The 22144-nt window shown below is 72.6% G+C and carries 24 protein-coding genes and 1 tRNA gene; 10 read left to right on the plus strand and 15 right to left on the minus strand.

Translation table 11 applies throughout. The features are described 5' to 3' along the window. Nucleotides 1–3: 3 nt before the first annotated feature. The 3 genes from ACQP09_RS19140 to ACQP09_RS19150 all read right to left on the minus strand — a co-directional run bounded on the left by ACQP09_RS19140 (nucleotide 4) and on the right by ACQP09_RS19150 (nucleotide 2624). The gene (locus ACQP09_RS19140; protein ID WP_433401307.1) at nucleotides 4–723 is read right to left on the minus strand and encodes a nucleotidyltransferase family protein; all 720 of its coding nucleotides are present in this window, start codon (nucleotides 721–723) and stop codon (nucleotides 4–6) included. A 127-nt stretch (nucleotides 724–850) separates the two neighbouring features. Continuing rightward, nucleotides 851–1264 carry a hypothetical protein gene (locus ACQP09_RS19145; RefSeq protein ID WP_404070906.1) on the minus strand — a complete coding sequence of 138 codons (414 nt, stop codon included), beginning with the start codon at nucleotides 1262–1264 and terminating at the stop codon, nucleotides 851–853. 223 nt (nucleotides 1265–1487) lie between these two features. Next, nucleotides 1488–2624, minus strand: coding sequence for an ABC transporter ATP-binding protein (locus tag ACQP09_RS19150; protein ID WP_433401310.1), 1137 nt, complete (start codon nucleotides 2622–2624; stop codon nucleotides 1488–1490). A 177-nt stretch (nucleotides 2625–2801) separates the two neighbouring features. Between ACQP09_RS19150 and ACQP09_RS19155 the strand changes: the two genes are divergently transcribed. Beyond that, nucleotides 2802–2875, plus strand: a tRNA-Thr gene (locus ACQP09_RS19155). A 123-nt stretch (nucleotides 2876–2998) separates the two neighbouring features. On the opposite strand, the gene ACQP09_RS19160 is transcribed toward ACQP09_RS19155, so the two are convergent. The 3 genes from ACQP09_RS19160 to ACQP09_RS19170 all read right to left on the minus strand — a co-directional run bounded on the left by ACQP09_RS19160 (nucleotide 2999) and on the right by ACQP09_RS19170 (nucleotide 5577). Next, the gene (locus ACQP09_RS19160) at nucleotides 2999–3316 is read right to left on the minus strand and encodes a hypothetical protein (protein WP_433401313.1); all 318 of its coding nucleotides are present in this window, start codon (nucleotides 3314–3316) and stop codon (nucleotides 2999–3001) included. A 68-nt stretch (nucleotides 3317–3384) separates the two neighbouring features. After that, complete coding sequence (locus ACQP09_RS19165; RefSeq protein WP_433401316.1) at nucleotides 3385–3966, minus strand: helix-turn-helix domain-containing protein; 582 nt, start codon at nucleotides 3964–3966, stop codon at nucleotides 3385–3387. Nucleotides 3967–4071: 105 nt separating this feature from the next. After that, nucleotides 4072–5577, minus strand: a complete 1506-nt coding sequence (locus ACQP09_RS19170) for an MFS transporter (RefSeq protein ID WP_433401319.1) — start codon at nucleotides 5575–5577, stop codon at nucleotides 4072–4074. 136 nt (nucleotides 5578–5713) lie between these two features. On the opposite strand from ACQP09_RS19170, the gene ACQP09_RS19175 reads away from it, so the two are divergent. Next, entirely contained in the window at nucleotides 5714–6160 is a 447-nt protein-coding gene (locus ACQP09_RS19175; protein ID WP_433401322.1) for a MarR family winged helix-turn-helix transcriptional regulator, read from the plus strand. A 56-nt stretch (nucleotides 6161–6216) separates the two neighbouring features. After that, the gene (locus ACQP09_RS19180; RefSeq protein ID WP_433401325.1) at nucleotides 6217–6852 is read left to right on the plus strand and encodes a class E sortase; all 636 of its coding nucleotides are present in this window, start codon (nucleotides 6217–6219) and stop codon (nucleotides 6850–6852) included. A gap of 4 nt (nucleotides 6853–6856) precedes the next feature. On the opposite strand, the gene ACQP09_RS19185 is transcribed toward ACQP09_RS19180, so the two are convergent. Together ACQP09_RS19185 and ACQP09_RS19190 are read right to left on the minus strand one after the other, a co-directional pair. Continuing rightward, entirely contained in the window at nucleotides 6857–8266 is a 1410-nt protein-coding gene (locus ACQP09_RS19185) for an NAD(P)/FAD-dependent oxidoreductase (protein ID WP_433401328.1), read from the minus strand. Between the two features lie 93 nt (nucleotides 8267–8359). Continuing rightward, a complete protein-coding gene (locus tag ACQP09_RS19190) occupies nucleotides 8360–9049 on the minus strand; it encodes a rhomboid-like protein (protein WP_433401331.1) in 690 nt (229 codons plus the stop codon). Between ACQP09_RS19190 and ACQP09_RS19195 the strand changes: the two genes are divergently transcribed. Further along, on the plus strand, nucleotides 9048–10037 hold the full coding sequence (locus tag ACQP09_RS19195) for an aminoglycoside phosphotransferase family protein (protein ID WP_433401334.1): 990 nt from the start codon (nucleotides 9048–9050) through the stop codon (nucleotides 10035–10037). The genes ACQP09_RS19190 and ACQP09_RS19195 overlap by 2 nt on opposite strands. A 123-nt stretch (nucleotides 10038–10160) precedes the next feature. Next, a complete protein-coding gene (locus ACQP09_RS19200; protein WP_433401337.1) occupies nucleotides 10161–10637 on the plus strand; it encodes an N-acetyltransferase family protein in 477 nt (158 codons plus the stop codon). Nucleotides 10638–10657: 20 nt separating this feature from the next. On the opposite strand, the gene ACQP09_RS19205 is transcribed toward ACQP09_RS19200, so the two are convergent. Continuing rightward, entirely contained in the window at nucleotides 10658–11659 is a 1002-nt protein-coding gene (locus ACQP09_RS19205) for a zinc-binding dehydrogenase (protein WP_433401340.1), read from the minus strand. Between the two features lie 104 nt (nucleotides 11660–11763). Further along, nucleotides 11764–12993: an NAD(P)-binding protein gene (locus tag ACQP09_RS19210; protein ID WP_433401343.1), complete on the minus strand. Its 1230-nt coding sequence runs from the start codon at nucleotides 12991–12993 to the stop codon at nucleotides 11764–11766. Nucleotides 12994–13095: 102 nt separating this feature from the next. On the opposite strand from ACQP09_RS19210, the gene ACQP09_RS19215 reads away from it, so the two are divergent. Beyond that, a complete protein-coding gene (locus ACQP09_RS19215) occupies nucleotides 13096–13797 on the plus strand; it encodes a pentapeptide repeat-containing protein (RefSeq protein ID WP_433401346.1) in 702 nt (233 codons plus the stop codon). Nucleotides 13798–13815: 18 nt separating this feature from the next. Here ACQP09_RS19215 and ACQP09_RS19220 read toward each other — a convergent pair whose 3' ends face one another. After that, the gene (locus ACQP09_RS19220) at nucleotides 13816–14313 is read right to left on the minus strand and encodes a hypothetical protein (protein WP_433401349.1); all 498 of its coding nucleotides are present in this window, start codon (nucleotides 14311–14313) and stop codon (nucleotides 13816–13818) included. Nucleotides 14314–14413: 100 nt separating this feature from the next. Here ACQP09_RS19220 and ACQP09_RS19225 point away from each other — a divergent pair, with 100 nt between their 5' ends. Beyond that, nucleotides 14414–15298, plus strand: a complete 885-nt coding sequence (locus ACQP09_RS19225; protein WP_433401351.1) for a hypothetical protein — start codon at nucleotides 14414–14416, stop codon at nucleotides 15296–15298. A 47-nt stretch (nucleotides 15299–15345) separates the two neighbouring features. Here the strand turns inward: ACQP09_RS19225 and ACQP09_RS19230 are convergent, their stop codons facing one another. From ACQP09_RS19230 to ACQP09_RS19245, 4 genes are all read right to left on the minus strand, one after another. Then, a complete protein-coding gene (locus ACQP09_RS19230; protein ID WP_433401354.1) occupies nucleotides 15346–16425 on the minus strand; it encodes a methyltransferase in 1080 nt (359 codons plus the stop codon). Between the two features lie 44 nt (nucleotides 16426–16469). Beyond that, nucleotides 16470–17273 carry a helix-turn-helix transcriptional regulator gene (locus ACQP09_RS19235; RefSeq protein WP_433401357.1) on the minus strand — a complete coding sequence of 268 codons (804 nt, stop codon included), beginning with the start codon at nucleotides 17271–17273 and terminating at the stop codon, nucleotides 16470–16472. A gap of 96 nt (nucleotides 17274–17369) precedes the next feature. After that, nucleotides 17370–18020 carry a response regulator gene (locus tag ACQP09_RS19240; protein ID WP_433401360.1) on the minus strand — a complete coding sequence of 217 codons (651 nt, stop codon included), beginning with the start codon at nucleotides 18018–18020 and terminating at the stop codon, nucleotides 17370–17372. Continuing rightward, nucleotides 18017–19330, minus strand: coding sequence for a sensor histidine kinase (locus ACQP09_RS19245; protein ID WP_433406655.1), 1314 nt, complete (start codon nucleotides 19328–19330; stop codon nucleotides 18017–18019). The genes ACQP09_RS19240 and ACQP09_RS19245 overlap by 4 nt, the downstream gene beginning before the upstream one ends. 227 nt (nucleotides 19331–19557) lie before the next feature. On the opposite strand from ACQP09_RS19245, the gene ACQP09_RS19250 reads away from it, so the two are divergent. The 3 genes from ACQP09_RS19250 to ACQP09_RS19260 are packed head-to-tail and all read left to right on the plus strand — an operon-like array spanning nucleotide 19558 to nucleotide 22014. Continuing rightward, nucleotides 19558–20115, plus strand: a complete 558-nt coding sequence (locus ACQP09_RS19250; protein WP_433401363.1) for a GlcG/HbpS family heme-binding protein — start codon at nucleotides 19558–19560, stop codon at nucleotides 20113–20115. A 34-nt stretch (nucleotides 20116–20149) separates the two neighbouring features. After that, nucleotides 20150–20746, plus strand: a complete 597-nt coding sequence (locus ACQP09_RS19255; RefSeq protein WP_433401366.1) for an ankyrin repeat domain-containing protein — start codon at nucleotides 20150–20152, stop codon at nucleotides 20744–20746. After that, entirely contained in the window at nucleotides 20743–22014 is a 1272-nt protein-coding gene (locus ACQP09_RS19260) for a YncE family protein (protein WP_433401369.1), read from the plus strand. Before ACQP09_RS19255 ends, ACQP09_RS19260 begins: the two co-directional genes overlap by 4 nt. Nucleotides 22015–22144 lie beyond the last annotated feature (130 nt).

Below are 22144 nucleotides of genomic sequence, written 5' to 3' on the forward strand. Positions count from 1 at the left end.
GCGTCAGCCGCCGCCCTGCGCGCCCAGCTCGCGCGCCGCCTCGGTCAGGTCCTTCGCCGTGTCGATCGCCCGCCAGTACGCCCCATGAGGCAGCGGATACCCGGCCAGCCGCCGCTCCCGGGCCAGCCGCGGGAACGTCGTCCGCTCATGGTCACCCTGGTCCGGCAGCATCCCCGTGAACGCCGGCGAGAACACGTACACGCCCGCGTTGATCAGATACGGCGAGGGCGGCGATTCGATGAAGTCCGTGATGTGCCCGAACGCGTCCGTCTCCACCGCACCCCACGGAATCCGCGGCCGCGCCAGCGCCAGCGTGGCGGTGGCATCGCGCTCCGTGTGGAACGCGGCCATCTCGCGCAACGAGAACCGCGTCCAGATGTCGCCGTTGGTGGCATACCAGGGCTGCTCCGGATCGGGCAGCCGCTGCGCCGCGTACTTCAGCCCGCCGCCACGGCCCAGCGGCTCCCTCTCCACCACCGTCGTCACCCGCAGCGGCAGCACGGCGGACTCCAGCCACTCCTGGAGCACCTCGGCGAGGTGGCCGCAGGAGACCACGGCATCGGTCACGCCCTCGGCGGCGAGCCAGGACAGCTGATGGCCGATGATCGGAGTCCCGGTCCCCGGGATCTCCACCATCGGCTTGGGACGGTCATCGGTGTACGGCCGCAGCCGCGACCCCTGGCCACCGGCGAGGATCACGGCCTGCGTCGGATACGTATGCATGGCACGCACGATATGCGGTGCGGGCACGCAGAAGCCGCCGCTGCCCGACGACGGCCGGGCGACGGCAGCTCCTTCACGGCACGGAGACGTACGTACGCGGCTCAGCCCGCTCCGTCTCCGCTCACCTTCAGCTGAACTGGGCGACCCCGGAGGCGAACGAGGTGTCGCAGACGGGACGGGAGAAGCGCTGCGCGCGCGACGGGCCGTACTGCTCGACCGCGGCCTTGCCGAGCGCCTTCGCGATCGACATGCAGTGGCGCGCCAGCGAGGGGCGCTGTTCGACGGCGCGCTGGAGGCCCGTGAGCGCGGTGCCCGGGTCCTTCTCCTGGAGCTCGACGAGCAGCTTGTCGCGCAGGATGTCCTGGGCGGCGCGGGGCTTCGCGGGCTTGGACACGGTCTCCGAGGAGGCGGCCAGCAGCGTGGAGTCTTTGTCCGATCCCGCCCACGGAACACTGCTGACCGCGAGGGTCCCGGAGAGCACCATGACGACGGGCAGGACGAGGGCGAAGGATCGGCCGATGCGCCGAGCGGTGTGGGTCACGCAGCGAGCGTAGCGGTCGGTGGTGGTGCGATGACATTTCGTCACCCCTCCGGGGGATGGTTCGACGCGTCCTTTCGAATGCCAGGTTGACGAAGCAGGGGGAAATGCCCTGTGTGCCGGGGTATTTGACGCGGCTCGGCGCTGAAACCTCAACACGCTTCCGGGCACGCAAACGGCCCCGCGTCCCCGGGAAGGGGAGGCGGGGCCGAGAAGCCTGACGGGGTCAGTTGGTGAGGCGCTCGCCGGTCGAGGTGGCGAAGACGTGCAGCTCGTCCGGGCGCGGCACGACGTGCAGCTCGGTGCCCTTCTCCGGCACGGCACGGCCGCCGACACGGACGACCAGGTCCTTGTGCTCGCCGCCGACCTGCGCGGCACCGTAGACGAACCCGTCGGCGCCGAGCTCCTCGACGACGTTCACGGAGACCGCGAGACCGGCCGGCTCGTCCGAGGAGCCCTTGGTCAGGGACTTCGCGGCGGCGCTGCCGTGCTCGACGATGTCGAAGTGCTCGGGGCGGATGCCGACCGTGACGGTCGTGTCGCCGCGGTCCGCGGCGGCGGACAGCGCCTCACGCGAGACCGGGACGACGCTGTTGCCGAACTTCACGCCACCGTCGGTGATCGGGACCTCGACCAGGTTCATCGCGGGCGAGCCGATGAAGCCGGCGACGAAGAGGTTGGCCGGCCGGTCGTACATGTTGCGCGGCGAGTCGACCTGCTGGAGCAGCCCGTCCTTCAGCACCGCGACCCGGTCGCCCATGGTGAGGGCCTCGACCTGGTCGTGGGTGACGTACACGGTGGTGATGCCGAGGCGGCGCTGCAGCGAGGCGATCTGCGTACGGGTGGAGACACGGAGCTTGGCGTCGAGGTTCGACAGCGGCTCGTCCATGAGGAAGACCTGCGGCTCCCGCACGATGGCCCGGCCCATCGCCACACGCTGCCGCTGACCACCGGAGAGCGCCTTCGGCTTGCGGTCCAGGTAGTCGGTGAGGTCCAGCATCTTGGCGGCCTCTTCGACCTTCGCCCGGATGTCGGTCTTGTTCACACCGGCGATCTTCAGCGCGAAGCCCATGTTGTCCGCGACGGACATGTGCGGGTAGAGCGCGTAGTTCTGGAACACCATGGCGATGTCCCGGTCCTTCGGCGGCAGGTGCGTGACGTCGCGGTCACCGATGCGGATGGCACCGCCGTTGACGTCCTCAAGACCCGCGAGCATGCGCAGGGAGGTCGACTTGCCACAACCGGAAGGACCGACGAGGACGAGGAACTCACCGTCCGCGATGTCGATCTCGAGCTGGTCCACCGCCGGCTTCGTGGAGCCGGGGTAGACGCGGGACGCCTTGTCGAACGTGACACTGGCCATGCTGAATCTTCTCCTCCACCGGCAGGAACGTGCCGGACGATCCGAGTAGGGAGTGGTCTGGTCCACTTGAGTGGACCTGCCGTGACGCTACCTGGCGTTTTCCGATCTGTCAGTAGCTCAGGGCACAGGGAAATCACGGACGGGCCGGCTGCGCGGTTGGATACACTGCTCCGGCACGCCTCCTTAGCTCAGCTGGCCAGAGCAACGCACTTGTAATGCGTAGGTCGTCGGTTCGAATCCGACAGGGGGCCCGGTGGGAAGCCCAGGTCAGATGGTTTCTGACCTGGGCTTTCTTGTTGGCTTCCGTGCTGTGCTCGGTGGGTCAGGTCGCGCTTCCGGCGCCGATCGTCAGCTCTCGCTTCCGGCGCCGATCGTCAGCTCTCGCTTCCGGCGCCGATCGTCAGCTCTACCTCGGCGCCCGTCGCGGTGATGTCGCGGACGGTCCAGGTGTGGGCCGCGATGGCTGTGCCCGCGCCTGTTGTGTACGCCGGGACGCTGAGCGCCGGGGGGTCCGTGTGCAGTTCCGCGTCCGTGGCCGCTCCGTCGGGGAAGCGGAGGTAGAGGTCGAGCGGGTGTGGGGCCGCGGCGAAGGTGGTGGGGTCGGGGAGGCCCTGGAGGTGGCAGCGGGCGCCTGGGAAGAGGTGGGTGTGGCTGCAGATCGCCAGGAACGTGGTGGTGTCGTTCGGGTCCATGCGGGGGCTCCCGGAGTGGGTGGTGGGGTGGGGGTACGGCGGTGTCCGGTTCTGCCTACAGGGTCCGGTCAGCCGGGGCCGGCCGCGCGCCGTGTCGTGCGGCCGCTCTCCGTGGATTCCGCGATCTCCCACAGGGCCAGGCAGCGGCCGGGCGGTTCGTCGGCCAGGCGGCAAAGGTCCTCCACCGCCCGGCGCGGTGGCAGCGTCGTGCCCGTGAGGCAGCGGTGCCAGGAGGACCTGCTGTACGTGGTCCGCTCCGCCAGGCCGGCCAGGCTCAGGCCGGTGCGGTCCTTCAGTTCGCGCAAGGCCGTGGCGAGGCAGGTGCGTTCCGGGGACGGTGTTCCGGGTGCGGTTGTTTCCGGTGCGGGTGTGAACGTGCGACGCCGTTGCCGGACCGCGGCGGCGATCTCGCGCAGTGCGAGCAGCCGCGTCGGATCCTCTCCGGCGATCCGGGCCATGGCGTCCACGGCGTCGTGCGGCGGCAGGGTCCTGCCTCCGAGATACCGCTCCCACGACTTCGTGCTGTACCCCGTTTTCACGGCCAACTGCCGTGTGCTGAGGCCGGAATGGTCCTTCAGTGCGCGCAGGCGTACGACTAACCGGTAGGCCGCCGGATCCAGTTCGGCGGGCAGTTCTCTCCAACGCGACATGTTCCCCCCATTGCGCGTCCGGGGCCCCGGTCGGGGGCCCCGGCCATCTGCAGGAGCGAACACGTTCTTCGGGAGGAGACGGTTCCCGTTTGTGAACTCTTTTGCTCATGCCTCCTGACGGGCCCGTGTCGGTGCGGTGGCGGGCGCGGGGGGTTCGAGCGGGGACTTCGCCGTTCGTACGGGGATGAGCGCGGCCACCGCCGCCGCTGCCAGGCCCACGCCGCAGCCGATCAGCATCGCCACGCGGAAGCCGTTCTCGGAGGCGAGCGGGAAGCCGCCGAAGTCGGTCGTCATGCGGGCCAGGACCACGCCGATGACGGCCGCGGCGAACGACGTACCGATGGAGCGCATCAGGGCGTTGAAGCTGTTGGCGGAGGCGGTCTCGGACGGCGGGACCGCGCTCATGATGAGGGCCGGCATGGCTCCGTACGCGAAGCCGACGCCCGAGTTGCAGACGAGGGTGACCAGCAGCAGGCTCCACGGGGAGCCTGAGCCGATCAGGGGGACGGAGAGGCCGTAACCGGCGGCGATGAGGAGGCTGCCGACGGTCAGGGTGACCTTGGGGCCCTTGGCGGCGGAGAGTTTCGCGCCGAGCGGGGACATCGCCATCATCATCAGTCCGGCCGGGGCCATCCACAGGCCCATCGCCAGCATCGACCGGCCGAGGCCGTAGCCCGTCGCCTCGGGGAGCTGGAGCAGCTGGGGGACGACGAGGGACTGCGCGTACATCGCGAAGCCGACCAGGACCGAGGCCGTGTTCGTCATCAGGACCTGGGGTCGGGCGGTCACGCGGAGGTCGACGAGCGGGTCGCGCAGGCGCAGTTCCCACCAGCCCCAGGCGGGCAGGAGGACGAGCGCGGCGGCGAAGAGGGTGAGAGTCGTGGCGCCGCCCCAGCCCCAGTCGGCGCCCTTGGAGACGGCGAGGAGGAGGGCGATCAGTGCGGCGCCGAGGCCGATGGCGCCGGGCAGGTCGAAGCCGCCGCGCCCGGTGGCGGGGCGGTCCGCCGGGACCAGGGCGGCGATCAGTGCGCCGACCGCGAGGGCCAGTACGGCGACGACCCAGAACAGCACCCGCCAGCTGGTGTTCTCCGCGATCGCGGCGGCGAACGGCAGGCCCAGCGCGCCGCCCACGCCCATCGACGCGCTCATGATCGCGATGGACGGGCCGAGCTTCTCCGCCGGGACGACGTCCCGCAGCAGGCTGATGCCGAGCGGCACCACGCCCATGCCGAGGCCCTGGAGGCCGCGTCCGGCGATCATCGGGACGACGGAGGAGGACAGTGCGCAGACCGCTGAGCCGAGGACCAGCGGTACGAGGGAGACGAGCAGCATCCGCCGCTTGCCGTACATGTCGCCGAGCCGTCCGGCGACGGGCGTGGAGACGGCCGCGGCCAGCAGGGTGGCGGTGATGACCCAGGAGGCGTTGGACGCGGAGGTGTCGAAGAGGGTCGGCAGCTGCGCGATCAGCGGCACCACCAGCGTCTGCGTGAGTGCGGCCACGATGCCGGCGAAGGCGAGGATCCCGACGATGCCTCCGGGACGGGCCGTGCGTTCCGCGGGGTCGGCCGCGGGCCCTCCCGGGTGGGCCGCTGCGGGCGGTGAGCTCTCCACGAGGTGTCTCCTTCTCGCCCTTGCGGGCCTGCTGTGTCGGGGCGTCATAGGTGACGTTCAGCTGTGCAAGATACCTTGAATGTGCATCATGCACATCTTGTGTAGTGTGCATATCTGCCGTGATATACCTGGACGCGTGGACATGCCCATCGACCGGATCGAACGCGAGACCATGCTGCTCGGCCGGTACATGCACCTGCTCACCCCGCGCGTGGAGTGGCGGCTCGATCGCAGCGCCTACATCCTGCTCAGCCGGATCCAGGTGGAGGGCCCCATGTCCATCAGCCAGCTCAGCGAGGCGTTCGGCCTCGACGCCTCCACGCTCAACCGGCAGACCGCCGCGATGCTCCGCTCCGGTGTCGTCGAGCGCATCCCGGATCCCGACGGCGGCATCGCCCGCAAGTTCGCCATCACCGAGGAAGGCGCGCGCCGGCTCGACAGCGACCGCGACCGGAACGTGGCGGGTCTGGCGAAGGTCATGGCCGACTGGACGCCCGAGGAGGCCGAGCAGCTCGCCGCCTCGCTCAGCCGCCTGAACCTCTCGATCGAGCGTCTCGACGGGCGGCCCTGGCCGCGCGACTGAGCCTGCCCTGGTGTACTGGACGTACCGGACCCGGACAGGGATGGGGATGGATGCCCATGAGCCGCCGCCGTCGTCTTCGTACACGCCGTACGCTGCCCAGGGCGCTGGCCTGTGCCGGGGCCGCCGCCCTGCTGACCACCGGTTTCGTCTCCGCCGCGCCCGCCGACCGCACCGAACCCCGTACCGGGACCGCCGTCCTCGCGATCCCCGCCATCGGTGTCGCGGACCTGGACGTCGTGCCGTACGAGGGGACCACCGACGACGTGCCCGGCAGCCGGATCCAGGACCGGGGCGTGGCCTCCAGTCCGTACGGGGAGGAGGGCGGGGTCGGGCCGGGAGATGTCGGCAACTACCTCGTCACCGCGCACCGGCTGAGCGCCGGGGGTGTGTTGCGGGAGCTGCCGGATCTCGGCAAGGGCGATCCCGTGTACGTGGTGGAGGACGGCACCCGGTACACGTACGAGATCACCGCGACCCGGCAGACCTCCTTCCGCAGTGAGCGTTCGCTGGCCGAGCAGCGGGCCGAGGTGCCGGGGCGGCCCGGTGCCGAGCCGTCCCGGGCCATGATCACGATCTCCACCTGTGCGACGCCCGAGGACGACGCGGCCGGGAACTTCTGGCGGGACGGTCTCGGCAATCCGGAGCACCGGATCGACAAGGTGGGGGTGCTGGTGGCCGAGGAGTCCGACTAGATCGTCAGTGGCGGCCCGCGATGCGGTCCGCCGCCTTCGCGATGGGGTCGGTGCCGGGGCGCGGTGAGGTCGTCTCGCGGCGGTCGGCGGTGCGGTAGGCGGCGTACAGGCCGTGGACGCCGAGCCAGCGGAAGGGTTCCGGTTCCCAGCGGCGGACCTTGTGGTTGACCCAGGGGAGCGTGGTGAGGTCGGTGGGGCCGGCCTGGCCGGAGTCCTGCTGGATGAGGTCGCGCAGGGTGCGGGCGGCGAGGTTGGCGGTGGCGACGCCGGAGCCGACGTATCCGCCCGCCCAGCCGAGGCCGGTGGAGCGGTCCAGGGTGACGGTGGCGCACCAGTCGCGGGGGACGCCGAGGACGCCGGACCAGGCGTGGTCGATGCGGACGCCCGCCGTGGTCGGGAAGAGGCGGACCAGGAGGTCGCGCAGGGCGGCGATGGTGGCGGGCTGGGTGCGGCCGTCGTTGTCGGTAGCGGAGCCGTAGCGGTAGGGGTAGCCGCGGCCGCCGATGGCGATGCGGTCGTCGGCGGTGCGCTGGGCGTAGAGGTAGGCGTGGGCCATGTCGCCGAGGGTCTCGCGGCCCTCCCAGCCGATGGTGTCCCAGATGCGGGCGGGGAGCGGTTCGGTGGCGATCATGGAGGAGTTCATCGGGAGCCAGGTCCGCTTGAGCCCCTTGAGGCCGGCCGTGAAGCCCTCGGTGCAACGCAGGATGTAGGGGGCGCGGACCGTGCCGTACGGGGTGACGGCGTGCTTGGGCTTGATCTCGGTGACCGGTGTCGACTCGTGGATGGTGACGCCGAGCGCCTCGACGGTGTCCGCGAGCCCCTTGACCAGCTTGGCCGGGTGGAGCCGGGCGCCGTGCGGGGTCCAGGTGGAGCCGACGGCTCCGGTGACGTGGACGCGTTCGGCTGTCTCGCGGGCGCCGCGCAGGACCCGGTCGGTCTCCCCGAACGCGACCTCGACGCTGTGGAAGTCCTTGAGGCGGGCGAGCTGCGCCGGGGTGTGGGCCACCTCCAGGACGCCGCCCTGGTGGATGTCGGCCTCGATCTTCTCCTCGGCGGCGGTCCGGACGACCTCGCCGACGGTCTCGTTCATCGCCTTCTGGAGCCGTACGGCGGCGTCGTGGCCGTGGAGTTTCGCGTACCGCTCCCGGCCCGCGATGCCGTTGTACAGCCAGCCGCCGTTACGGCCGGAGGCCCCGTAACCGCAGAACTTGGCCTCCAGCACGGTGATGTTGAGGAAGGGGACGGCCTTCTTCAGGTAGTACGCCGTCCAGAGCCCCGTGTAGCCGCCGCCGACGATGCAGACGTCGGCGCTCGCGTCGCCGGGGAGGGGTTCACGGGGGGCCGGTGTGCCCTCCTGCGCGTACCAGAACGATATGCCGCCGTTGACGGTACTGGCGTTGCTGACGGTGCTCATGATGCCCCTGGGTCCCTGTCGGGTGTGACGGTGGTGCTCGGTGTGCCGCTGCGCCGGTTCTCCGTTGACGCCGAGCGTATGTGTGGCGGGACGTTACTGCGCGGCGGGGTGTTTCGTCTTCCGCGTCTTCCGGCGGGTGCGGGTGAGGGGGTAGCAGGCCAGGCCGGTCAGTACGGCGGTGAAGTGGCCCACGTCGGTGAAGGTGCGGCCGTCGGCGACCAGCGGGATGCCGTAGAAGACGAGGACGGCGAAGACGTAGACGTACGGCCAGGGGTGCGGGACGCGGTAGGTGAGGACGGCGATCACCCCGGCGAGGGCGTAGCTCACGCCGACGTCGAGGGTGGTGGTGGCCGACTGCGGGGCGTGCCCGTCCCGGATGGCCCAGGCGAGGACGCCCTCGCTGACCAGCGTGGCCACGACGTGCGCGGCGACGGCGACCGCGAGCCAGCGCAGGGTGCCGAGCCAGTGTTCGGCGGTGGCGTGGAAGACGGTGAACAGGACGGCGTACGGGAGCCAGCGGCCGCCGTCGATCCAGAAGGCGCTGGAGATCAGGGCGCGGACGGGGTTCTGCGCGAGCTCGTGGAGGTTGGTGGAGCGGTCCCGCAGGAAGTCGTCCTCGAAGGCGGGGGACATCCGGTGCAGGACGACGGTGGTGACGAAGAGGACCGCCAGCCAGAGGTAGGTGCCGGGTGCGGTGGCGATCCAGCGGCGTACGGCGGTGGCGCGGAGGCCGGCGGGTCTCCCGTTGCCCTCGGTGGTGGGGCCCGGCCGTTTTCGGGGCATGGTCCGATTGACGCACGCCCCTAGGATCCTTGGCGTGATTGACATCCCGGACGAGCTGATCGCCTCTCAGTACGCATTCAACGGCGCGGCCGGACGGGCCTTCGTCGCCGCGTTGCCGGGCCTTGCCGGCCGGTTCCTGGAGGAGTGGGGGCTGCGGCGGGACGGGGCCGTGATGTACGGCATGTGTGCGCTGGTCCTGCCGGTGGTGCGGGAGGCGGACGGGGTGCCGGCCGTGCTGAAGCTCCAGTTGGTGGACGAGGAGACGGCGGGCGAGCCGGTCGCGCTGCGGGCGTGGGGTGCGGCGGGGGCCGGGGCGGTGGAGGTGCTCGGCCATGACCCGGAGACCGGGGCGCTGTTGCTGGAGCGGCTGGACGAGGGGCGGCCGTTGTCGCGGGTGGCTGCTGGGGGTGGTGCGGGTGGTGTGGTTGACGTGGCCGGGGCGCGTGCGGCGGTGACGGTGCTCGGTGAGGTGCTGGGCCGGCTGGCGGCGGTGCCCGCGCCGGCGGGGCTGCGGACGCTGGGCGATGCGGTGGAGCGGATGCTGGCGGCGGCTCCGGGGGTGGTGGAGCGGCTGGCGGACGAGGAGGAACGGCGGCTGCTCGCGGACTGCGTGGCGGCGGTGCGGGAGGTGGCGGGTGAGCCGGGGGACCGGCTGCTCCACTGGGACCTGCACTACGACAACATCCTGGCGGGGCGCGCGGACTCGGGGCGGGCGGGGGAGTGGGTGGCGCTGGACCCGAAGCCGCTGGCGGGGGACCCGGGGTTCGAGTTGTTCCCGGCGCTGCACAACCTGTTCGACGCCGGTGAGGTGGTGTGGCGGTTCGACGCGTTGACGGAGGCGCTGGGCTTGGAGCGGGACCGGGAGCGCGCGCGGGCCTGGACGCTGGGGCGGGTGCTCCAGAACGCGGTGTGGGCGGTCGGCGGCGGGGAGCGGCGGATCGCGCCGGATCATGCGGAGATCGCGCGGCGGTTGCTGCTGATGCGGTGACGGGTGCTGTGGACGCGGTGCGGTGACGGGTGCTGCGGATGCGTGGCGCGTGCGGCGGATGCGGTGACGGTTGCTGCGGACGCGGTGACGGGTGCGCCGGGAAGGGCTGTCTACGCTGCCCCCATGATCCGTACCGCTGTCCCTGATGACGTTCCTGTCCTGCACGCCTTGGTGCGTGAACTCGCCGCGTACGAGAAGGCTCTCGACCAGGTGGTCGCCTCCGAGGAGCAGCTGCGGGAGGCCCTGTTCGGCGAGCGGCCCGCCGCGTACGCGCATGTGGCGACGGCCGGACAGGACGGCGGCGAGGTGGTCGGCTTCGCCCTGTGGTTCCTGAACTTCTCCACCTGGCGCGGGGTGCACGGCATCTACCTGGAGGACCTGTACGTCCGCCCGGACCGGCGCGGCGGCGGCCACGGCAAGGCGCTGCTGACGGAGCTGGCGCGGATCTGCGTGGAGCGCGGGTACGAGCGGCTGGAGTGGTCGGTGCTCGCCTGGAACGCCCCGTCCATCGCGTTCTACGAGTCCCTGGGCGCGCGGCCGCAGGACGAGTGGACGGTGTACCGGCTGACGGACGGGGCGTTGGCGCGGCTGGGGGCCTGAGGAGGCTGATTCCTTATGGCTTACGGCTCCAGCACCACCTTGCCGATCGTGCCGCGCGTCTCCAACGCCCGGTGCGCGGCGGCCGCTTGTGCGAGCGGGTAGCGCTGGACGGCGGGGCGGAGCCGGCCGGCCGCCGCTTCGGCGAGGGCGCGGGTCTCCAGGGTGCGGAGACCGCCGCCGCGTTCGATCAGCCGGGGCCCGAGGACGGAGGTGGAGGTGATGGCCCGTTCGGCCAGTTCCTCCGGGGTGAAGGTGAGGGGCCGGCCGTCGTGGAGGCCTTCGCCGGACCAGCCGTGGACGATGTGCCGGCCGCCCTTGCCGAGCAGGTCGACCGCGCTGCGGGCGGTGGTCCCGCCGACGGAGTCGTGGACCACGGTGGCCCGCAGGCCGGTCGCGTCGAGGAAGGCGCGGGCGTGGTGGGGCCAGTCCGGGAGGGTGTAGTCGAGGGCGAGGTCGGCGCCGTTCGCCTGGGCCCGGGCGACCTTGGCGGGGCCGCCGGCCAGCGCGATGACGGTGGCCCCGGCGTTCTTGGCGTACTGGACGAGGAGGGTGCCGATCCCGCCCGCCGCCGCCGTGACGACGGCCACCGAGTCGGGGCCGAGGTCGGTGAAGGCGAGGATGCCGAGCGCGGTGCGGCCGGTGCCGATCATGGCGACGGCTTCGGCGGCGCCGAGGTTTCCGGGGATCTCGTGGAGCTTGTCGGCCTCGGTGACGGTGAGTTCGGCGTACCCGCCCGGTGCCGTGCCGATGTGCGCGACGACGCGCTTGCCGAGCCAGGAGGGGTCGGTGCCCTCGCCGAGCGACTCGACGGTTCCGGCGACCTCGCGGCCGGGGATGGTGGGGAGCGTGGCGGGTGCCGGGAAGGGGCCGGTGTGTCCTTCCCGGAGCGCGGTGTCCAGGAGGTGCACGCCGGCCGCCTCCACGGCGATGCGGACCTGGCCGGGGCCGGGGACGGGATCCTCGGTCCGTTCGTACGTGAGGTTCTCGGCGGGGCCGAAGGCGTGGAGGCGGATGGCGTGCATGAAGGGCTCCCTCGGGGCGGCGGGACGGGGCGGCGGGCGAGGCCTGGCGGGCTGGCGGGCTGGCGCGGCGGGGCCTGGCGGGCTTGTGCCCTCACCCTCGTACCTCAGGTTCGGTTGAGGTCAACCCCGGATCCGGAGCGGCGGCCGGATGACCCTCCGGCGTCCTTCACGGCGAGCAGCGCGGCTTCGAGGCCGCTGGTGAAAGAGACCTCGCTGAGGAGCCCCGGGGCGGCGACCTGGTCGCCCGCCAGGAAGATCCCGTCGCCGCGGACGATCGCGGGCCGGTCCCGCCAGGTGGTGCCGGGGCGGTCGACGGCGCCGGTGCGGCCGTCGGCGAGGGCCTCGGAGCGCCAGGTGGTGCGCTCGCGCCAGCCGGGGAAGCCGAGGTCGAGGAGCTGCTCGGCGCGGGCGGTGCCTTCGGCCCTGGGCACGTCCGGGCCGACCGGGAACTGGCCTTGGAGCAGCTGTTCCCCGGACGGGGCGAGTCCGGGGTCCTGGGCGGTGAACCGTTCCAGCCAGCCGGGCGCGTCCAGGTCCGACACGATGAACGGGTCGCCGCGCCGGGTCCGTACGGCCAGGTCCACCAGGACGGTGCGGCCGCTCTCCCAGGTCAGCGACGCGTCGTCGAGGAGGACACGGGCGGCGTCGAGCGAGGTCGCGACGGTGACCGGTCCGGTGCGGGCCAGCTCGCCGAGCGTACGGGTGTCGATGCGGGCGCCCGTCTCGACGGCCACGCCGAGGCCGCGCGCGTGGCCGGCCATCCGCTCGACGAGCCGCGCCCAGCCGCCGACCGGGTAGCGGGCCTCGGGCGGCAGCGAGGTGAGGCGGCTGAAGCGCTCCTGGACGAACCGGGCGGAGAGCGCGCCGGGGTCGTGGTGGAAGAGCGCGGCGGCGACGAAGCGCGCGGCCGCCCGGGCGCCCTCGTCCCCGGCCTGGCCGGCGGCCCACTCCTGGAAGGTGGCGTCCACCGGGGCCGTGCGCGGGTTGCGGCGGGAGAGCCGCAGCAGGGCGGCGGGCGGCAGCGCGCGCAGGGCTCCGGCCCGCCGGAAGCGGAAGCGGAGCCCTTCGAGGAGCGGTACGGAGGCGACCGGGCCGAGCAGACCGCGCCGGGCCAGCCAGGTGCAGAGCGGCCCGCGGTGGTACAGGGCGTGCGGTCCCTCGTTCGTGCGGTACGGCCCGTCGGCGGTCCTGGCCCGTCCGCCGAGCGTCCGGTGGCCCTCGTACAGGGTGACCCGCGCGCCGGATTCGGCCGCGGTGATCGCGGCGGTGAGCCCGGCGAGGCCGCCGCCGATGACGTGGATGTGGGTGCGGGTGTTGCTCTGGATGCGCTCCATGGCTGGAACTCCTTCGCCTCTTTGATGATGCGACGGATCGGAGGCGGCGGCGCGTGACATGCGGCCCGGGGCGTTGTCAGTGGGGTGCGTCACGATGGGGGCATGGCGACGAGTGCGGGCAGGACGACCAGGACGGCCAAGGCCAAGAAGGACACCGTCGCGGCGGCGCGGCGCCCGGAGGTGCGGCTGCCGCCGCTCGTTCCGTACGACGGCGAGGGCCTGGAGCCGGACGGCGACTACGACGGGGTGCGGTTCGACGGCGTGGACCTGGCGGACGCGTCGGGGCGGGGCGCGCGGTTCATGGACTGCGCGCTGGAGGGCTGCGCCCTGGACCGTACGGAGCTGGCGCGGGCCCGCTTCATGGACTCGGTGCTGACCGGCGTACGGGGCGTGGGCACGGATCTCGCGGAGGCGTCGCTGCGGGACGTGGAGGTGGTGGACGCACGGCTGGGCGGGGTGCAGCTGCACGGGGCGGTGCTGGAGCGGGTGGTGGTGCGCGGCGGGAAGATCGACTACCTGAACCTGCGCAAGGCCCGGCTGAAGGACGTGGTCTTCGAGGGCTGCGTGCTCTCGGAGCCCGATTTCGGGGACGCGCACCTGGTGCGGGTGGAGTTCCGGGACTGTGTGCTGAAGCGGGCGGACTTCAGCGCGGTGCGGATGGAGTCGGTGGACCTGCGGTCGGTGGCGGAGCTGGACATCGCCCGGGGCGTGGACCGGCTGGCGGGCGCGGTGATCAGCCCGGCGCAGCTGATGGAGCTGGCCCCGGCGTTCGCGGCGCAGATCGGGGTGCGGGTGGAGGGGTGACGCGTCCGCGGGGCGCGGTCAGAGGCGGGGGAAGCGGGCCTGGAGGTCCCAGATCACCGGGTTGTCGGCGAGGCCGTCGTGCAGGTCGGCCAGGTCGGCGATCAGGTCGTGCAGGAAGTCGCGGGCCTCGCGGCGCAGGAGCGAGTGGCTGAAGGTCAGCGGCGGCTCGTCGCCGGGCATCCAGTCCGCCTCGACGTCGACCCAGCCGAACCGCCGCTCGAAGATCATGACGTCCGAGGACTCGGTGAAGTCCAGTTCCGCGTACTGCCGCCGGTGCGAGCGGTTGCCGCGCGGGTCCTGGTCGATCTGCTCGACGATGTCGCACAGCGCCCACGCGAAGTCGAGCACCGGCACCCATCCCCAGGCTGTGGACACCTCGCGGTCCACCTTGGTGTCCGCGAGGTAGACGTCACCGGAGAACAGATCGTGCCGCAGCGCGCGGACCTCCGCGCGGCGGTAGTCGGTCTGCGGGGGATCGGGGAAGCGGCGGGAGAGGGAGTAGCCGATGTCGAGCACGGATCGATGGTGTCATGCCGGGTCGGGCCGGGCTGACACGAACGGGTGAACGGAGATCGTTATGCCTCACGCATATGCCAGACGGCTCTAGCTTCGCCTTATGGTCAGTTCGCCCCATGAGGCTCATCATCCGATCTTCCAGAAGAATCCGGGTTTGTTCGCCAGCGCCTTCCGCACCCTGGGCATCCCCTTCCCGGAATCGGTCGCGGTGTCGCTCATGGACACGGATCTCACGGAGATCAGGCCGCTCGAACGGCACGTGGACACGCTGCTGCGCATCGACCTGGTCGGCGGCGACAGCCTGTTGCTGGCGATCGAGGCGCAGGGCAGGAAGGACCCGGACAAGCGGAGCAGTTGGGCCTACTACCTCGCCCACCTCTACGCGAAGTTCCGGTACCCGCCGGTGCTGCTCGTCGTCTGCCGGGACAAGGGAACGGCCGAGTGGGCGGCCGAGCCGATCCGTATCGGCCTGGAGAAGCACCCGAGCCTCGCCGTGTTCCCGCTGGTGCTCGGTCCGCACAACGTACCGATGATCACGGACGCCGCGAGAGCTGCGGAAGACCTGCCGATGGCTGTCTTCTCCGCGATCACCCATAGTAACGATCACGACATCGCTGCCATACTGGACGCGCTCGCCGAGGCCCTCCGGGCCACGGACGCCGACGCCGCAGCGGTCTTCGCCGAATTCACCGAAGCGGGCCTGGGAACGACCTCGGCCCGCGAGCTCTGGAGGAACCTGATGGGCACTGGTCTCAGTCACTTCCGCGGCTTCGTCGCCGAATCCTTCCGCGACGAAGGGCGTTTGGAAGGCCGGGTGGAAGGCCGCGGCGAGGACATCCTGCGGATCCTCGCGGTACGGGGGGTCGAGGTGCCGGATGAGGTGCGGCAGCGGATCACCGGCTGCAAGGATCTTGACGTGCTCGACGTGTGGTTCGAGCGGGCCGTCACCGCGTCCACCGCCGACGCGGTGTTCGACGAGAGCTGACCACCGTGGGGGCCGCCGTGGCGGCCCCCAGGGCTGCTCGGTGCCGCTCAGTCGCCGGTGGCCGCGGCCGTGGCTTCGATGAGGGTGAACGGTGCGGCCTTCGCGAGCGGGGTGACCGCCGTGAGGGTCAGGCCCGCGCGGTGGCACACCTCCTCGAAGTCCTGGCGGGTGCGCTCCCGGCCGCCCACGTTCACCAGCATGTTGAGGTCGGTCAGGTAGGTGGCCCCGGCGTCGGTGCCGTCGACGACGTCGGGCAGCACGGGCTCCACGATCAGGACGAGCCCGCCGGGTGGCAGCACCTTGCGGCAGTTGCTCAGGATCGTGACCGCCTGATCGTCCGTCCAGTCGTGCAGGACGCTCTTCACGAGGTACAGATCCGAGCCCGCGGGGACCGTCTGGAAGAAGTCGCCGGGGGTCAGGGAGCACCGCTCCGCCAGCCCTCGGCCCGCCAGCGTGTCCGGCGCGCCCGCCAGCCCCTCCGCCGTATCGAGCAGCACCCCGGTGAGGCCCGGATGGGCGGCGAGTACGGCGGCCAGAAGCGTTCCGTCGCCGCCGCCCACGTCCGTGACCGAGGTGTACCGGCCGAAGTCGAAGGCGTACGGGAGCGCGGCCGCGGTCTCCGCGGTGGCCTGGCTCATCGCCGCGTTGAACTCGGCGGACAGCTCGGGGTGCTGCGCGAGATGGCTGAAGAAGTCGGTGCCGAAGACGGTGTCGAAGGCGATCTCGCCGGTACGGACGCTGTCGTCCAGGTGCTCCCAGGCACGCAGCATCATGGGCTCGGTGAACATCCGGACGAAGGAGGCGAGCGAGTCGGGGCGGCCGGGGCGCAGGAGCGCGCCCGCCGGGGTCACCGAGAAGGAGCCGGGGGGCTGTTCCGACAGCAGGCCCAGCCCGGCCAGGGCGCGGAGCAGCCGGGTCATGGGCTGGGGCTCGGCCCCGGCCTCGGCGGCCACATCGGCGGCCGGGCGGGGTGCGTCCCCCACCAGCTCCATCACCCCCAGCCGCACCGCCGCGCGCAGGGTCTGCGCCGCCAGGCTTCCGTACGCGAGCCGGCCGATCAGGTCCCGGCCTGCCGCGTCCGCCGCGCCTGCCGCCTCTGCCGCTCCTGACACATCGCTGTTCGTCACTGGTGTCTTCCTCTCCCTGTGGGGTGGTTTCTCGTGCGGTGGTTTCACGTGGCGGACGTCGTCCTGCTCGCCAGCGCGCCCGGTGTGCATCCGGCCAGGGCCAGTACGTCGCGATGGAGGTGTGGCTGGTCGGCGTAGCCGCAGGCCAGAGCCACGTCCCCGGGGCTCTCACCCGCGCAGAGCGCCCGCGCCGCATGGTCGAAGCGGACGAGCATGGCCGCCCGCTTGGGTGTGAGACCGATCTGGTCGGTGAACCGGGACCACAGCCGCTTGCGGCTCCAGCCGAAGGACGCGGCGAGGTCGGCGACCCGGATCCGGCCCCGCCGGGCCACGATGGTGTCCCAGGCGGCGGCGACCTCCGGCGACATCGGCGGTGTTCCCGCAGCCCGCCTCGTAAGGAACGCGTCCGTCAGCGCGAGGCGTTCCTGCCACGTCGTGGCGTCGGACAGCCGCTCGTGGAGGCGCCGCGCCGGCCGGCCCCAGAGGTCGTCGAGTGCGGTGACCGAGCCGTCCAGTTCGCGCGGAGAGACACCCAGCAGCGCATGGACGGCCCGGGGCGCCAAGGACACCTCGACACAGGCGACGCCCTCCCCCCGGATCCGGGCAGGGCCGGGCGACTGAGAGGCGATGAAGCTCCTCATGGGCCGTTGGCCGGCGGTGTCCTCGACGGTGAGGAGGACGTCCCCGAGGCCGATGACGACGATCACGGCGGGCTGAGGCAGCACCTGCATGTCCAGCCCCACGGCGGCGCGGTCCCGGAAGCCCGCCATGCGGACGCCGTCGAGCGATGGGCCGGCTGGGAGGTGGGCCACCTCCCAGCCGTTCTCGGTGTCCTGGTGTCCGCGCATGGCTCCACCGTTGCCGACTTCGTCGCGCGTGTCTTGGACGAAAGTTCCGCAGGACCGTTTCCGGCCATGGAGTCGGACAGGCCTGGGCCCCCGCCCCTACGGCAGCAGCCGCTGCTCCTTCGCCACCGACACCGCGCCCGCCCGCGTGTCGACGCCGAGCTTGTCGTAGATCCGGCCCAGGTGGGTCTTGACCGTGGCCTCGCTGATGAACAGCGCGCGGGCGATGTCGCGGTTGCCGAGGCCCTGGGAGAGCTGGGCCAGGATGTCGCGTTCGCGGTCGGTGAGGGTGGGGCGGGGGCTGCGCATGCGGGCCATGACGCGGCTGGCGACCGGGGCCGAGAGCGTGGTGCGGCCCTCGGCGGCGGAGCGGATCGCGGCGAAGAGTTCCTCCGGGCGCTCCGCCTTCAGCAGATAGCCGGTGGCGCCCGCCTCGATGGCCCGCGTGATGTCGGCGTCGGTGTCGTACGTGGTCAGCACCAGGACGTGGACCGTGCCGGCGGCGGCGATGCGGCGGGTCGCCTCCACGCCGTCGATGCCGGCGCCGAGCTGGAGGTCCATGAGGACGACGTCCGGGGTGAGGCGGGCGGCGAGGACCACGGCCTCCTCGCCGCTGCCCGCCTCGCCGACGACCTCGATGTCCGGCTCGCTGCCGAGGAGGGCCAGCAGGCCGGCGCGGACGACCGCGTGGTCGTCGCAGAGGAGGATGCGTACGGGGGAGGGGGCGGGCGGGGGTGCCTCGGCGGTCATGCGGGGGCCTCCGTGGGGTTCTCCGTCGGGGTGAGCGGGATCTCGGCCGAGAGCACCGTGCCCTCGCCCGGCGCCGACTCGATCGTCAGCGTGCCGCCGAGCTGCTGCACGCGGGCCCGGATCGCCGGGAGCCCGTGGCCGCGTACGGTGCTCGCCGCCCCGCCCGTGCTCCCCGCCCCGCCCGTGCCCGTCGCGCGCGGGGCGCCGGGCTCCGGTGTGAAGCCGCGGCCGTTGTCGCCGATGTCCAGGACCACCCGGTCGTCCAGGTGGGTCAGGGTCAGCCCGGCGGCGGTGGCGCCCGCGTGCTCCCGTACGTTGGCGAGGGCCCCTTGCGCGATCCGCAGCAGCGCGGACTGCACCCGGTCCGGCAGCGGGGCATGCGGGGCGCCTTCCACATGGCAGCGCACGGTGAGCGTCCCCGGCGCCTGGGCGCTCTCGCGGGCCGCCAGTGCGTGCAGGGCCGCCTCCAGGCCGCCGCCCTCCGCCAGGTCGGCCGGGGCCAGGTCGTGGACGAAGCGGCGGGCCTCGGCGAGGTTGCGTTCCGCGATGCCCGTGGCCGTACGGACATGGCGGCGGGCCGCGTCCGGGTCGGCGGCCCACGTGCGGTCGGCCGCCTGGAGCAGCATCTGCTGGCTGGACAGGCCCTGCGCCAGCGTGTCGTGGATCTCCATGGAGAGCCGCTGGCGCTCGGCGAGGGTCCCTTCGCGCCGCTCGGTGGCGGCCAGTTCGCGCCGGGTGCGCAGCAGGTCGTCGATCAGCTCGCGCTGACGGGCCGCCAGGTCCCGTTGGCGTACGGCCTGCCGTTGCATATGCACGAATACGGCGGTGGCGACGGCCGCCACGGCCGGTGGGGCCAGCACCAGGTTCGGGTCGAAGCCGGTGGCCAGGCGCAGTTGCGCGGCCACCACGAAGGCCGTGAGCAGCGCCACCAGCGCGAGCGCCGCGCGCGGCGGCAGGATGCGCAGCCCGGTGTAGAACAACGGCACCGCGCACCACGCGAAGCTCGGCGCGAGCACGACCAGCACCATCCAGACGGCGACCAGGACCCCGAGCCAGGCGAGCCGGCGCGGAGTGGGCCGCGAGCCGAGGACGGGGCCGAGCAGGTACAGCACCGCCAGCGTGATCGACAGCGCGATGATCCACGGCGTACGGGCCTCGCCCGGGTGCCGCATCAGGAACCGGGTCAGCGAGGCCCCGAGCAGCAGGAAGAACGCCGCGTGCATGAGGAGCGCGAGCCAGCGGGCGTCGGGGTCGGGGCCGGAGGCCGTACCGTCCGCCTCCGCTTCCCGTACACCGGTCCGGCGCTCCACCCTGTACCTCACGTTCCCTCGTTGACCTGCACGGATCCCTCCATGGTGGCCCCATCCGACCACCCCCGCATCAACCGATCGGCCGACAGGGGCGTCAGCCGTCCCGCGCGCCGTTCGCAGCCGGTACGCCGACCGTACGGGGCCGGATCCGGCCGGAGGATCGATGGCAGAGAGCGAAACGCCGGGACCGTCATCGGGACGGGCCCGGAAACCACCAAGGAGCCACCATGAAGAAGCTGTCGCTGCGGGCCCGTGTCCTCACCGGTACCGTCGCCGTCGCCGCCCTCGGGGCCGGGACCTTCGGGGCCGTCTCCGCGAACGCCTCCGCCCCGGCCGCCGCTCCCGCCGCCGCGGTCAAGGCCGACACGGACAACCGGAACCTCCAGCAGAGCACGCACCTCACCGTGGCCGCCGCCACCAAGGCCGCGCAGGCCACGCTGGACGCCGCGAAGAAGGAGAACCAGCGGGTCTCGGTCGCCGTCGTCGACCGCAACGGCAACACCATCGTGACGCTCCGCGGCGACGGCGCCGGTCCGCAGTCGCCGGAGTCCGCCGTGAAGAAGGCGTTCACCGCCGTCTCCTGGAACGCGCCCACCTCCGAGCTGGTCAAGCGCCTGGAGCAGGCTCCCAACCTGAAGGACATCCCCGGCACCCTGTTCCTCGGCGGCGGCGCCCCGGTCCAGGTCAAGGGCGCCCCGGTCGCGGGCATCGGCGTGGCGGGCGCGCCCAGCGGCGACCTGGACGAGAAGTTCGCCAAGGCGGGCGTCGCCGCCCTCGCCCGGTAATCACCTCAGCACCACGTACGGAACGGAGAGGCCCATGAACGCCCTCGATCACGCCCTGCTCACCGCCGCACGCACCGGCGACCCCGACGGTGTGCGCACCGCGATCGAGGGCGGCGCGCGCGTCGACGTCCGCGACGAGGAGCTGCGCACCCCGCTCCTCCTCGCGGCACTCGGCGACCATGTGGAGGCGGCCCGGCTGCTCGTGGCCGCCGGGGCCGATCCGGACGCGCAGGACCGGCGCGAGGACAGCCCGTGGCTGGTCACCGGGGTCACCGGCAGCGTCGCGATGCTGGACGTCCTGCTGCCGGCCGGGCCGGATCTGACCCTGCGCAACCGGTTCGGCGGCATCTCGCTGATCCCCGCCGCCGAGCGCGGCCATGTCGCGTACGTACGGGAGGTGCTGCGCCGCACCGACAGCGACGTGGACCACGTCAACCGGCTCGGCTGGACGGCCTTGCTGGAGGCGGTGATCCTCGGCGACGGCGGCCGGGCGCACCAGGAGATCGTGGAGCTGCTGCTCGCGGCCGGGGCGTCCCCTGGGCTGCCGGACGGGGACGGCGTCACGGCCCTGGCCCACGCCGAGCGGCGCGGGTTCGCGGAGATCGCCGCGCTGCTGCGGGCCGCCGCGTGACCGGCGTACGCGGGGCGCGGACCGCCGCTCCGGCCCGTACACCTCGTGCCCCTGGTGCTCCCAGTACGCCTACTGCTTCCAGTGCTCCTAGTGCGCCTCGTGCGTCTGGTGTCTCCCGCGCGCGCCGGCTCACGCTGGCGCTCGCCGCGGCCGCCGTCCTGGCCGGCTGCGCGACCGGCACGACGGAGGCCACCCCGGACGCGACGGGAACAACCGCCTCCGCCTCGGACGCGACGGGAACCACCACCTCCCCCCAGGCCACCGGCCGCACCCCCCAAGGCACCCTGCTCGTAGCCGACTTCGGCAGCGACACCGTCACCTTCGTCGACCCCGGCCGGGACGGGTCCGGGGAGGGCGGCGCCCCCATCGCCTCCGTCGAGGTCGGCACCGCCCCCTACGGTCTCGTCGTCGGTGCGGACGGGCGGGCCTGGGTCGCCACCGCCGAAGGCGTCGCCGTCGTGGACACGCAGCGGCGGACCCGGCTCGCCCTGATCCCGTACGAGACGGAGACCGGGCCCGTCACCACCGGCGAGTACCGGGGCGGCGGCATGGGCATCGCCCTGGCCCCCGACGGCCGGCACGTCTATGTCGGCGTCAACGTGCCGGACGGCAACGGCACGTTGGAGGTCATCGACACCGCGACCCGCGAGGTCACCGGCACCGCCCCGGTCGGCCGCCGCCCCTTCGACGTGGACGTCTCCCCGGACGGCCGTGAGGTGTACGCCACCAACCACGACTCCTTCGACGTCACGGCGGTCGACGCCCGCACGCTCAGGACCCGGCGCATGGAGGTCGCCCCCTACGGCACCGAAGGCGGGCTCGGCTCCTGGCTGAAGCCGCACTACGCCGTCGTACGCCCCGCGGACGGCACCCTGCTGCTGCCGTTCGAAGGCGAGCGGCTCGCCGTTCTCGACCCGCGCACCGGCGAGGTGGCGGTCGAGCGCATGACCGCCGACACCCACCAGCACGGCGCCACCCTCACCCCCGACGGCACCCTCCTCGTCGTCGGCACCGGTCCGATCGGCTCGGACGACGAGGACCCCTCGCTCACCGTCCGCGCCCCCGACGGTACGGAGCGGGTCGTTCCGCTGGAGGGGCCGCACGAGGACGTGGCGGTGTCGGCGGACGGCCGCACGGCGTACGTCACCGGCGGGTTCACCCGCGACGGCTACTGGAACGGGATCACCGTCGTCGACCTCGCCGACGAGAAAAACGAGCCAGTACGGCTGGAAGCAGGCAACCGACCCCTCGGTATCGCCATCCTCTGAGACAGAGCCGTCCGCCCGTCCCCCGGGGCGGGCGGCTCCTTGCCGTCCACAGCCGCACCGCTTCCGATGCCTAGGGACGCCGAGGGACGCCGAGGGACGCCTAGGGACGCCTAGGGACGCCTAGGATCGT

The sequence above is a fragment of the Streptomyces sp. CA-146814 genome (assembly GCF_050942385.1).
Classification (GTDB): domain Bacteria; phylum Actinomycetota; class Actinomycetes; order Streptomycetales; family Streptomycetaceae; genus Streptomyces.